Raw genomic sequence first — 13,693 nt, forward strand, 5'->3', positions numbered from 1 at the left:
CGCGAGCTGCTGCTTCCAGTAATCGAGCTGCGCGTCCAGCGTCTCACCCTGGAGCCAGTCGCGCTGCCACGCCGCGAAGTCCGCGTACTGCACGGGCAGGGGGCTAGGGGGAGGCGCGGCACCCTGCGTGAAGGCCGCGTAGAACGTCACGAGTTCCCGGACGAGGACGCCCATGGACCAGCCGTCGGAGACGATGTGGTGCATCGTCACCAGCAGCAGGTGCTCCTCCTCACCGAGCCGCACGAGGGCCGTGCGAAGGAGCGGTCCGCGCTCCAGATGGAACGGCTGGCGGGCATCCTCCGTGACGTGGCGCTGGGCCTCGGTCTCGCGCTGCGCTTCCGGCAGCGAGGACACGTCGATGAGCGGCAGGGTCCAGGTGCCGGGCGCATGGATGTGCTGGGTGGCCTGACCCTGGTGCTCGTGGAAGGTGGTGCGCAGGGATTCGTGACGGGCGACGAGCGCTTCGAAGGCGCGCCGCAGCGACTCCACGTCCACGTGGCCCTTCAGGCGCAGCGCCGTGGGGATGTTGTACGACGCGTCCCCTGGCGTGAGCTGGTCCAGGAACCAGAGGCGCTGCTGGGCGAAGGACAGGGGCAGGGCGCCTTCGTGTGAAGAGGCGCGCAGCGGCGGCGGACGATGCTCGGAGCGCTGGGCACCGTCGAGCTTCGTCGCGAGTGCCGCCACCGTGGGCGCTTCGAAGAACACTCGGAGCGGCAATTCCACGCCGAAGGTGGAGCGCACGCGCGAGACGAGCTGGGTGGCCAGCAGGGAGTGGCCTCCCATGGCGAAGAAGTCGTCGTGGATGCCCACACGCTCCACGCGCAGCACTTCCGCGAAAAGGGCGGCCAGTTGCTCCTCGGTGTCGGTCCGAGGCGCGACGAAGTCGGACGAGCGCGCGAGGTTGCCCGGCTCGGGTAGCGCCTTGCGGTCGACCTTGCCGTTGGAGTTGAGGGGCAGCGCGTCCAGGACGAGGAGGGCGGACGGCACCATGTACTCAGGCAGCCCCTGCCGGAGGTGGGCCTTCAGTGCCTCGGAAGCCAGCGAGTGGCCGTCCCGCGCGGTGACGTAGGCCACCAGCCGCTTGTCGGCGGCTTCGCCCTTGGCGACGACGACGGCGTCCTTGAGACCGGGCACACGGCGGAGTGCCGCTTCGATTTCGCCCAGCTCGATGCGGAAGCCACGCACCTTCACCTGGAAGTCGATGCGGCCGAGGTATTCCAGCCGCCCGTCCGCGCGGTAACGGACGCGGTCGCCCGTGCGGTACATGCGGCCACCCGGAGGACCGTAGGGTTCCGGGACGAAGCGCTCCGCGGTGAGCTCCGGGCGCAGCAGGTAGCCACGCGCCTGCCCCTCACCCGCGAGGTACAGCTCACCGGCGACGCCTACGGGCACCGGCTGCAACGAGGCGTCGAGCACGTAGGCGCGCGTCGCAGGGAGCGGCCTGCCGATGAGAGGCACCTCGTCACGACCGACGAGGGAGGCGGTGGAGTAGGTGGTGTCCTCGGAGGGGCCGTAGAGGTTGAAGAGCTTTTGCACCGTGGGCACGGCGTAGACCTGCTTCGCCAACGTCTCCGGCAGCGCTTCACCCGCGAGGTTGATGACACGCACGCCCGACGGCACCGCATTCAGGCGCAGCAATTGCGCCATGGCGGAAGGCACCGTGTTGACGAGGGTGACGTGGGAAGCGGTGGGCAGCTCCGCGAGGTGCAGGGCATTGCGTGCCACGACCACCGCGCCGCCGCTGCTCAACGGGGCGAACAACTCGAAGACAGAGAGGTCGAAGTTGAGGCTCGTCGCGGCGAGGGTTCCCTTCAGCTCCTCCGGGGTGAACGTCGCGAGCGCCCAGTGGAGGAAGGAGACAGCGTTGCCATGGGAGATGGCGACGCCCTTGGGGCGGCCCGTACTTCCGGAGGTGTAGATGAGGTAGGCGAGGTGCCCGGGGTGGATGTCCACCTCGGGCGCCATGGTGGGCTGCTTCGCCAGCTCCGCATCCGAATCGAGGCACACGGGCGTAGCGGAGGTTTCAGGCAACGCGGCGAGCAGATGCGAGTGGGCGACAAGGGCCGGGCCCTGGGCGTCCTCCAACAGCCAGCCCAGGCGCTCACGCGGGTAGCTGGGGTCTAGCGGCACGTAGGCACCACCGGCCTTGAGGATGCCGAGAGCTCCAATGACGAGGTCCTCGGTGCGCTCGACGCAGAGGCCGACGCGGACTTCGGGACCGACGCCAAGTCCTCGCAGGCGGTGGGCGAGCTGGTTCGCCTTCGAGTCCACCTCGCGGTACGTCAACTGTCGCTCGGGCGTGATGACAGCCAGCGCGTCCGGCGTGCGGCGCATCTGGGCTTCCACCATCGCGGGGATGCTCGGCTCGTACTGCCTCTGCGAGGCAGGCGGATTCCACTCGACTAGGAGTTGCTGACGCTCGGGCTCGGTGAGCAGGGGCAGGTCGCTCAGCCTGGTGTCTGGCTTCGCGACGATGGCCTCCAGCAACACACCGAAATGCATGGCCATGCGTTGGATGGTCGCCGCGTCGAACAGGTCCGTCGCGTACTCCAGCGTGCCGCTCATTCCCTCCTGGAGCTCTTGGAGGGAGAGCGTGAGATCGAACTTCGCGAAGTGGGCGTCCGGCGACAGGGGCCGCAGGGAGAGGCCCGGGAGCTGGAGCGCCTCGGCGGGCGTGTTCTGCAGGGCGAACATCACCTGGAAGAGCGGGCTGCGGCTGGAGTCCCGGACGGGCTGGATCGCTTCCACCAGCTTCTCGAACGGCACGTGCTGGTGCTCGTAGGCCGCGAGCGTCATGCCGCGCACCTGGGCGACCAGCTTCCGGAAGGACTCCTCCGGCTTCATGCGCGCGCGAAGGACGAGCGTATTGACGAAGAAGCCGATGAGGCCTTCGGTCTCCGCCTGCGTGCGGCCGGCGATGGGAGTGCCAACGCTGATGTCGTCCTGCGCGGCGTAGCGCGACAGCAGCACCTGCCAGGCCGCGAGCAACACCATGAAGGGCGTGGCGCCTTCACGCTGGGCGAGCGCCTTGAGCGCGTGGGCGACCTCCGAGGGAATGCGAACGTCCACGTTGGCGCCCCGGTGCGACTGCACGGGCGGACGCGGGTGGTCCGTGGGCAGCTCCAGCGCGGCCGGTGCCCCCGACAGCTGCTGCTTCCAGTATCCGACCTGCGCCTCCAGCGTCTCGCCCTGGATCCACTGGCGCTGCCACGCCGCGAAGTCCGCGTACTGCACGGGCAGGGGCGCGAGTGACGGGCTCCGGCCCGCACTGAACGCCTCGTAGAGCGTCACGAGCTCACGCACGAGGACGCCCATGGACCAGCCGTCGGAGACGATGTGGTGCATCGTCACCAGCAGCAGGTGTTCCTCCGCGGCCAGTCGCACGAGTGCGGTGCGCAGGAGCGGGCCGTGCCGCAGATCGAACGGCTGACGTGCATCCGCTTCCACCTGCCGCCGGGCTTCGGCCTGGCGCTGCGCTTCCGGCAGCGACGACAGGTCCACGAGCGGCAACGTCCACACGTCCGGCGCGTGGATGTGTTGCGTGGCCTCCCCTTCATGCGCATGGAAGGTCGTGCGCAGGGATTCGTGACGGGCGACCAGGGACTCGAAGGCGTGGCGCAGGGCCTCCACGTCTACCCGGCCCTTCAAGCTCAGCGCGCTGGAGATGTTGTACGACGCATCCCCCGGCATGAGTTGATCCAGGAACCAGAGGCGTTGCTGGGCGAAGGAGAGCGGAATGGCTCCCTCGCGCGACGTGGGCCGCAGCGGTGGCGCCCGGAGCGCCGTGGGCCGCGCGCCCTCGAGCTTCAGCGCGAGCGCCTCCACCGTGGAGGCCTCGAAGAGGGCCCGCAGGGGCAGCTCCAGCTCCAACGTGGCCCGCACGCGCGAGACGAGCTGGGTGGCCAGGAGCGAGTGGCCTCCCAACGCGAAGAAGTCATCGTGGACGCCCACGCGCTCCACCCGGAGGACCTCGGCGAAGAGGGTGGCCAGCTTCTCCTCGGTGGGGGTGCGCGGTGCGACGAAGGCGACAGCGCGCGAGGCTTCTCCCGGCTCCGGGAGGGCCTTGCGGTCCACCTTTCCGTTGGCGTTGAGCGGCAGCGCCTCCAGCACGAGGAACGCGGAGGGCACCATGTACTCCGGCAGGTTCTGCCGGAGCTGGGCCTTGAGCGTTTCGGAGTCCAGCGCGTGGCCTTCGCGAGCGGTGACGTAGCCGATGAGGCGCTTGTCCGCGTCCGCGCCCCGGGCCACGACGACGACTTCGTTGACGCCAGGGGTGGAGCGCAGGGCGGATTCGATTTCACCCAGCTCGATGCGGAAGCCACGCACCTTCACCTGGAAGTCGACGCGGCCGAGGAAGTCGAGCGTGCCGTCCTCCCGCCAGCGGGCCTTGTCACCCGTGCGGTAGAGGCGTTCGCCAGGAATGGAGGCCAAGGGATGGGGGACGAAGCGCTCCGCGGTCAGGTCCGGGCGGTTGAGGTAGCCCCAGGCCAGGCCCTGGCCACCGACGTACACCTCACCCGCGACGCCCACTGGCACGGGGTGCAGGCGCGCGTCGAGCACGTAGACGGTGGAGTTGGAGAGCGGCCGGCCAATGGGCACTGCACCGTCCACCACCGTGTCGCGGTGCAGGGTGAAGGTGGCGGAGAAGGTGGTGTTCTCCGTGGGGCCGTAGCCGTTGATGAAGGCAGCGCCTTCGGGGATGCGCGAGAGGTGCTCACGAACGCGCGCGGCAGGGAGCACGTCGCCACCGGCGAGGACCTGACGCACGCCCGCGAGGGCTTCGCCCTGGTGCAGGGCCATCTGCTCGAAGAGGGCCGCAGTGAGCCAGAGCGACGTCACGCGGTGGTGACGCAGTTGCGCGGCCAACTCCTCCAGGGAGAGGGAGTGAGGAGGCGCGAGGACGAGCTTCGCCCCGTGCAGCAGCGCGCCCCAGATTTCGAGCGTGGAGGCGTCGAAGGCAACGGGCGCCGCCTGGAGCCACACCTCGTCGGGCCCGAAGCGCATGAAGGTGCTACCGAGCACCAGGCGGGTGATGCCCCGGTGAGGCACGCTGACGCCCTTGGGGCGGCCCGTGGAGCCCGAGGTGAACATGACGTAGGCGAGGGCTTCGCCTTCCACTCGGACGTCGGGCGCGTGCGTGGGCCGCGAAGCCAGCACGTCCTGCTGGGCGTCCAGCCAGACGCGAGTGCCGGAGGCGGGCAGCTTCGAGGCGAAGGGCTGATGCGTGAGCACCACGCCGACGTCGGCGTCCTCCAGCAGCGTCGCGATGCGCTCCACGGGGGCGTTGCGGTCCACGGGGACGAAGGCGGCGCCCACCTTGAGGATGGCGAGCAGGGCGGTCACCATCTCGAACGAGCGCTCGAGGGCGAGGCCGACGCGCGCGCCGGGGACGATGCCCAGCGAGCCCAGGTGGTGGGCCAGTTGGTTCGCACGGGCGTCCAGCTGCGCATACGTCAGCGAAGCGTCCCCCAGCACCAGGGCCACCGCGTCGGGGGTGAGCTGCGCCTGACGGGCGAAGTGGACGTGGACAGGGACGTCCGTGGGGCTCACGGCGGTCGTGTCATTCCACTCCACGAGGATGCGCTGACGCTCTTCGCTGGAGAGGAGGGACAGCTCCGTCACGGACTGCTCGGGCTTCGTGGCCACGGCCTCCAGCAGCGTGCGCAGGTGGCCCGCCATCCGCTCCACGGTGCTCTGCTCGAAGAGGGCGGTGCTGTACTCCAGCCAGCCGGTGAATCCCTGCGGTGAATCCTGGAGCGTCAACGTGAGGTCGAACTTGGCGGAGTGACCTTCGGCGGCGACCTGCCGGAAGGTGAGGCCCGGAACGCGCAACGCTTCCGCCGGCGCGTTCTGGAGGACGAACATCACCTGGAAGAGCGGGCTGCGGCTGGTGTCCCGGACGGGCTGGAGGGCCTCCACCAGCTTTTCGAAGGGCACGTGCTGATGGTCGTACGCCGCGAGCGTCGTGCCGCGCACCTGGGCGAGCAGCTTGCGGAAGGACTCCTCCGGCTTCACGCGCGAGCGGAGGACGAGCGTGTTGACGAAGAAGCCGATGAGGCCTTCGGTCTCCGCCTGCGTGCGGCCCGCGATGGGTGAGCCCACGCTGATGTCTTCCTGCGCCGAATAGCGCGACAGCAGCACCTGCCAGGCCGCGAGCAACACCATGAAGGGCGTGGCGCCCTCACGCTGGGCCAGGGCCTTGAGCGCGTCGGACGTCGGCTGGGGAATCCCCACGGCGAGGTTGGCGCCGGCGTGAGACTGGATGGCCGGACGCGGATGGTCCGTGGGCAGCTCCAGCGTGGTCGAAGCCCCCGATAGCTGCTGCTTCCAGTAGCCGAGCTGCGCCTCCAGCGTCTCGCCCTGGAGCCAGGTACGCTGCCACGTCGCGAAGTCCGTGTACTGCACGGGCAGCGGGGCGAGCGCGGGAGTCTGTCCTGCGCTGAAGGCCTCGTAGAAGGCCACCAGCTCGCGCACGAGGACGCCCATGGACCAGCCGTCAGAGACGATGTGGTGCATCGTCACCAGCAGCAGGTGCTCTTCGGCCGCAAGCCGCACGAGCGCGGTGCGCAGGAGCGGGCCGTTCCGAAGGTTGAACGGCTGACGTGCATCCGCTTCGACCTGCCGCTGGGCTTCGCTTTCGCGCTGCCCTTCAGGCAGCGATGACAGGTCCACGAGCGGCAACGCCCACTTATCGGGCGCGTGGATGTGCTGGGTGGCCTGGCCCTGGTGCTCGCGGAAGGTGGTGCGCAGGATGGTGTGGCGGGCGACCAGCGCTTCGAAGGCGCGGCGCAGCGACTCCACGTCCACCCGCCCCGTCAGCCGGAGCGCCGTGGGGATGTTGTAGGACGCATCGCCCGGCGTGAGCTGGTCGAGGAACCAGAGCCGCTGCTGGGCGAACGACAGGGGCTGGGGGCCTTCGACCTGGATCCGTGTGAGCGGCGGGAGGCGGAGGCTCGGCGCCTGGGATTGGAGGCGCTCGGCGAGGGCGGCCACGGTGGGCGCTTCGAAGAACACGCGCAGCGGCAGTTCCGCGCGGAAGGTGGCGCGCACGCGTGAGACGAGCTGGGTGGCCAGCAGGGAGTGGCCGCCGAGCGCGAAAAAGTCGTCGTGGATGCCCACGCGCTCCACGCGCAGCACCTGCGTGAAGAGGGCCGCGAGCTGTTCCTCCGCGGGGGTGCGCGGCGCGGCGTAGCTGGAGGCGAGCGCATTGCCCTGCGGCGCGGGCAGGGCCTTGCGGTTCACCTTGCCATTGGTGTTGAGCGGCAGAGCCTCCAGCACGAGGAACGCGGAGGGCCGCATGTGCTCGGGGAGGAACTGCTTGAGCCAGTCCTTGAGCGCGTCGGGCGTGGGCGGGGAGTCCACTCCTTCCGGAGGCACCACGTAGGCGACGAGCCGCTTGTCGCCGGGCACGTCCTCGCGCGCCAGCACCACGGCGGCGTGCACCTGGGGGTGCTTGAGGAGGGCGGCTTCGATTTCACCCAGCTCGATGCGGAAGCCACGCACCTTCACCTGGAAGTCCGCGCGGCCCAGGTAGTCGAGCATTCCATCCGCGCGCCAGCGCACCACGTCGCCCGTGCGGTAGAGGCGGGCGCCGGGCTTGGAGGAGAAGCCATCCGGGATGAAGCGATCCGCGGTGAGTTCCGGCCGGTTGAGGTAGCCGCGAGCGACGCCTTCACCACCGATGAAGAGCTCACCCGCGACGCCCACGGGCACCGGGCGCAGCGTGTGGTCCAACACGTAGGCGCGCACGTTGGGCAGCGGCTTGCCGATGGTGGGCGTGGGCGACGCATCGAAGGCGCAGGCGGTGGCGTCGACGGTGCACTCGGTCGGACCGTAGACGTTGAAGACGCGCAGGCTGGGGACCTGGCCCAGGTGGCGCCAGGTGGCGGTGTCCACGGCTTCGCCGCCCACGAGGATGCGGCGGAGGTTGGACTGGCTTTGCAGCAGGCCTTCATCCACCAGCAGGCGCAGGTGCGCGGGTGAGCAGTCCAGGACGTCCAGCGCGTCCTTGCCGATGCGGTGGACGAGTTCGCGCACGTCGGTGCGGGCCTCGTCCGGGACGATGCAGAGGGTGCGGCCGTCGAGCAACTGGATCAGCTGCTGCACGGAAGCGTCGAAGGACAGCGGCGCATTGACGCTGGCGCGCTCCCCCGGCTGGGCACCGGTGTGCACAGTAGAGGCGAGGGCGACGCGCAGGTTCAGCACGGAGCGGTGCTGAATCATCACGCCCTTGGGACGGCCGGTGCTGCCGGAGGTGTAGATGATGTACGCCAGGTGCTCTGGCGTGACGTCCGCTGCCGGAGCGTGCGAGGGCTCAAGAGCGAGGCCCGCGGCGTCGGAGTCCAGGCAGATGTCGTGCGCGGCGTGCGGGGGCAGCGAGTCACGCAGACGCTGCTGGGTGAGCACCACCGGCGCACCCGTGTCGGTGAGGACGTGGGCGATCCACTCGCGCGGGTAGCTGGGATCGACGGGGACGTAGGCGCCACCGGCCTTGAGGATTCCGAGGATGCCGACGAGCGACTCCACGGAGCGCTGCACGCAGAGCACCACGAGCACATCAGGGCCAACGCCCAGCTTCACCAGCCGGTGGGCGAGCTGATTGGCGCGCGTGTCCAGCTCACGGAAGGTGAGCTGCTCATCACGGCAGATGACGGCCAGGGCTTCGGGCGTGCGAAGGGCCTGGGCGGCGAAGGCCTCATGGAAGCAGAGGTCGCGAGGGAACTCCGCGCTGGATCCGCTCCACTCGACGAGGAGTTGCTGGCGCTCCGGAGCGGTGAGCAGCGGCAGGCTCGCGAGCGTTGCATCCGGCGTCGCGGCGATGGCCTCCAGCAACACTCCGAGGTGGCCCATCATGCGCTGTACGGTCGCGGTGTCGAAGAGGTCGGTGCTGTACTCGAGGGAGCCGGTAAGGCCCTGGGGCACCTCGAAGAGCGTGAGGGACAGGTCGAAGCGGGAGGAGTTGCCTTCCAGGGGGATGGGCTGGAAGGCCATGCCCGGGACGCGCAGTGCCTCTGCCGGGGCATTCTGCAGGACGAGCATCACCTGGAAGAGGGCGCTGCGGCTCATGTCGCGCGAGGGCTGGAGGACTTCCACCAGCTTCTCGAAGGGCACGTGCTGGTGCTCGTAGGCCGCGAGCGTGGTGGACTTCACCTGGGCGAGCAGTTGGCGGAACGAGTCCTCCGGGCGCACGTGGCTGCGCAACACCAACGTGTTGACGAAGAAGCCGATGAGGCCTTCGGCTTCGGCGTGGGTGCGGCCGGCGATGGGAGAGCCGACGCTGATGTCGTCCTGGCCGGAGTAGCGAGAGAGCAGCAACTGGAAGGCGGAGAGCAGCAGCATGAAGGGCGTCGCGCCCTCCCGCTGGGCGAGGCTTCGCAGCGAGTCCGTCAGCTCCGAGGGGAAGTGTACGGGCAGGGTGGCGCCACGACGCGACTGGACGGGCGGACGCGGACGGTCCGTGGGCAGCTCCAGCGCCGCGGGAGCGCCGGCCAGCTGCCGCTTCCAGTAGCCGAGCTGCGACTCCAGCGTCTCGCCCTGCAGCCACTGGCGCTGCCAGAGGGCGAAGTCCGCGTACTGCACGGGCAGCGGCGGCAGTGACGGAGCCCGGCCGCCACTGAAGGCTTCGTAGAGGCTCGCCAGCTCGCGGATGAGGACGCCCATGGACCAGCCGTCGGAGACGATGTGGTGCATCGTCACGAGGAGGACGTGGGAGTCCGCTGAAAGCTTGAGGAGCGCGGTGCGTAGCAGCGGACCGTGAACGAGGTGGAAGGGCTGCCGGGCTTCGCGGGTGGCAAGGCGCAGCGTCTCCGCGTCGCGCGCAGCGTCGTCCAACCGGGAAAGGTCCTCCACCGGAAGGGCCCACGCAGCCGGAGCATGGATGCGCTGGAAGGGCTGGCCTTCGTGCTCGAAGAACGTGGTGCGCAGGGCTTCGTGGCGTGCCACCAGCGCCTCGAAGGCGCGGCGCAGGGCTTCGACGTCCAGGTGTCCCTGGAGGCGGAGCGTGACGGAGAGGTTGTAGGACGCATCGTCCGGCGCCAACTGGTCGAGGAACCAGAGGCGCTGCTGGGCGAAGGAGAGCGGCTGGGGGCCTTCCGTGCGCGAGCGCGTCAGCGGCGGCAGACGCGTGCCCGTCGCCGAGCGCTGGAGGCGTTCAGCGAGGGAGGCAATGGTGGGAGCCTCGAAGAGGGCGCGGAGCGGCAACTCCACGTCGAGGGCGGCGCGCACGCGGGCCACCAGTTGGGTGGCGAGCAGCGAGTGGCCGCCCAATTCGAAGAAGTTGTCCGTGCGGCCCACGGTGGGCACGCGCAGCACTTCGCTCCAGAGCGCCGCGAGCTTCTCCTCCAGCGGCGTCACCGGCGCTTCGTAGGCGTGCGACGCACGAAGCAAGCTTGCGTCCGGGGCAGGCAGCGCCTTGCGATCCACCTTGCCGTTGGACGTCAGCGGCAGCGTCTCCAGGGAGACGAAGGCGGCGGGCACCATGTACTCGGGCAGGTGTTGCTTGAGGTGGGCACGAAGGGCGGAGACGTCGAGCGCATCGCCCACGACGTAGGCCACCAGTCGCTTGTCGCCCGGAGCATCCTCACGAGCCAGCACCACGGCGTCCTTCACGGACGGGGCGGCACGCAGGGCGCTTTCGACTTCACCCAACTCGATGCGGAAACCACGCACCTTCACCTGGGCGTCGATGCGGCCGACGAAGTCCAGCTGTCCATCCGCGCGCCAGCGCACCACGTCGCCCGTGCGATAGAGGCGAGCGCCCTCTTCACCGGAGAAGGCGTCCGGCACGAAGCGCTCGGCGGTGAGACCCGGACGTCCCGCGTACCCACGCGCGACGCCCACGCCACCGATGTGCAGCTCACCGCGCACACCCACTGGCACTGGCTGTCCCTGCGGGTCGAGCACGTAGACGCGCACGTTCGCCAGCGGCTTGCCGATGGACGGGATGTTTCCATCCGCGACCACCTCACCCAGCGTGGCGATGACGGTGGCCTCCGTCGGGCCATACGTATTGAGCAGGCGCCGTCCCGGAGCCCAGCGCGCGACGACATCCGCGGGCAGGGCTTCACCACCGGAGATGACGGTGCGCACCTCGGGCAGCCTCTCGGAGGACGTGGCCGCGAGTGCCGCGGGCGTGAGGCTGACGACGCTCAACTCCTGCTCGCGCAGCAGCACGGGCAAGGGTGCGCCCGGCATCAGCTTCTCCAGCGGCGCGAGCACCAGCGTGGCGCCGTTGCACAGCGTGGTGAAGATCTCCTCCACCGACAGGTCGAAGCTGAGGCTCGCGAACTGGAGCACGCGGCTGCCGGGCCCGATGCCGTACGCCACTGCCTCGTGGGTGACGAGGTTGGCGACGCTGCGGTGCTCCACCGCCGTGCCCTTGGGTGTGCCCGTGCTGCCCGACGTGTAGAGCAGGTACGCCATGTTCGCGGGCGTCACGCCCGTGCTGGGCGCCTCCGTGGGCTCCTTGGCGAGAGCACCGCGCTCCGTGTCCAGGCAGAGCGCCCGGCCATGCAGTGCCTCCGGGAAGCGGTCCACCAGCGGCTGCTGCGTGACAAGCACCTGCGCGGCGCTGTCCTCCAGCATGAAGGCCAGCCGCTCACGGGGCAGCAGCGGATCCACGGGCACCCAGGCGCCACCGGCCTTCAGGATGCCGAGCAGGCCGATGACGATGTCGAGGGAACGCTCGACGCTGAGGGCTACGCGAACTTCCGGGCCAACGCCGCGACGGCGCAGCGCGTGGGCGAGTTGGTTGGCGCGCGCGTCCAGTTGGGCGTACGTCAGCCGCGTCCCCTCGAACTCCGCGGCCACTGCTTTGGGCGTGGCGTACGCCTGCGCCTCGAAGAGCGAGTGCATGCACGCTTCAGGGAACGGCGCCCGCGTGGCGTTCCACGCCACCAGCATTTCGTGTCGTTCCTCCGCGCTCAGCAGAGGCAACCGGGCCACGGACTCATTCGGCCGTGCGACGGCTTGCTGCAGGAGCACGCGGAGGTGCTGGGCCATGCGGGCGGCGGTGGCAGGGGTGAAGAGGTCGGTGGTGTATTCGAGGTAGCCCTTGAGGCCCGCGTCCGTCTCCAGCACCTGGAGCGTCAGGTCGAACTTGGCGGAGAAGGTGTCCAGCTCCAGCGCTTCCAGCTTCACGCCTTCCACGGAGGCCGCGCCGCGGAAGGAGGCCTGGTAGGTGAGCATCACCTGGAAGAAGGGGGTACGCCCCGGGATGCGCTCGGGCTTCAACTCCTCCACGAGACGTTCGATGGGAAGCTCCTGATGCTCCTGGGCGCCCAGCACCGTCTCGCGCACCTGACGCAGCAGCGTGCGGAAGGAGTCGCGGCCCGTCACGCGGGTGCGAAGCACCTGGGCGTTGACGAAGAGGCCGATGAGGCCCTCCACCTCTCCGCGCGTGCGGCCGGCCATGGGCGAGCCGACGGTGACGTCCTCCTGGCCTGAGTAGCGGGCCATCAGCAGCTGCCAGCCCGTCAGCAGCGCCATGTAGAGGGACGCGCCCTCCTGCTGCGCCAGCGCCTTCAGCGCGTCCGTCAACTCGCGGGGCAGCAGCACGTCATGCCGGGCGCCTCGGCCGTCGCGGAGGGCGGGACGCGGGAAGTCGGTGGGCAACTCCAGCGCGGAGGGCACTCCGGCCAGCTGCTGCTTCCAGTAGTCGAGCTGCTTCTCCAGCCGCGAGCCCTGCAGCCACTCGCGCTGCCAGACGCCGAAGTCCGCGTACTGCACGCCCATGGGCGGCAGCGGCGCGGGCTGGCCTCGCGCGAAGGCGCCGTAGAGCAGCGCCACCTCGCGCACCAGCAGCGTCATGGACCAGCCGTCGGAGACGATGTGGTGCACCACCACCACGAGCAGGTGCTCCTGGGGGGCGGACGTCAGCAGCAGTGCGCGCAGCAGTGGGCCTTGCGCAAGAATGAAAGGCTGTGCCGCGGCTTCACGCGCCAGTCGCCAGGCCTCGGCCGGCGAGGAGCCCGTGAGGTCCTTGCGCTCCAGGGTGAGCACCGGCTCGGGCGACACCACCTGCACGGGGCCCGAGGCGTCCTCGCGGAAGGTGGTGCGGAGCACCTCGTGACGGCGCACCACCTCTCGCAGCGCTCGCTCCAGCACGGCTACGTCCAGCGCGCCCTCCAGCCGCACCGCCATGGGCACGTTGTAGAGAGGGCTGCCGGGTTGCAGCTGATCAATGAACCAGAGGCGCTGCTGGGCGAACGACAGCGGCAGCGGGCGCGAGCGGTCCTGCACCGGGATGAGGCCCTGCACGGTGTTGCCCGCGGCGGCCTTCTGCGCGGCCATCTTCTTGAGCAGCTCGGCGCGCTTCTCCGGTGAGAGGTTGGCGATCCGCTTCGACAGCTCGTTGCTCATCTCGTGTACTCCGCTCGGGGACGCCTGCGCGAGCACCACCAGGGGGAGGTGGCACTCGCGAGAACTTGAAGCTGCTGCTGATGCTGGGATGCCGTGTGCGCTGCGCTCCCGGGTGAAGCGCGGTCTTGGGCATTTCGCGGTGGCTACATTATTCCGTTACGACGTGACGTGTCATGAAGGCGCCCCAGCACCCCAGGCGCAGGCCCGTGGATCCAATAAATCCTCGTGTTTATGGGCGTCATCATAGGAGGGGGTTCCGACGTTGGAGCCTCGCCCGACCCAGGAACAACGCCACGGGCTCGGAGGCTTCCAGGGAACAGAGGCCCTCAACGAA

1 protein-coding gene (running past one end of the window) is annotated in these 13,693 nt (G+C 69.7%); it reads right to left on the reverse strand.

Going from position 1 to position 13,693, the window contains the following annotated elements; translation table 11 throughout:
• Nucleotides 1-13,359, reverse strand: the 5' portion of a protein-coding gene (locus tag JYK02_RS07255) for a non-ribosomal peptide synthetase (protein ID WP_207050171.1). It extends 15,990 nt beyond the left edge of the window; 13,359 of the gene's 29,349 nt are visible here — the first part of the coding sequence; it begins with the start codon at nucleotides 13,357-13,359; its stop codon lies off the left edge, out of view.
• Between the last annotated feature and the right edge of the window lie 334 nt (nucleotides 13,360-13,693).

The sequence above is a fragment of the Corallococcus macrosporus genome (assembly GCF_017302985.1).
Classification (GTDB): Bacteria; Myxococcota; Myxococcia; order Myxococcales; family Myxococcaceae; genus Corallococcus; species Corallococcus macrosporus_A.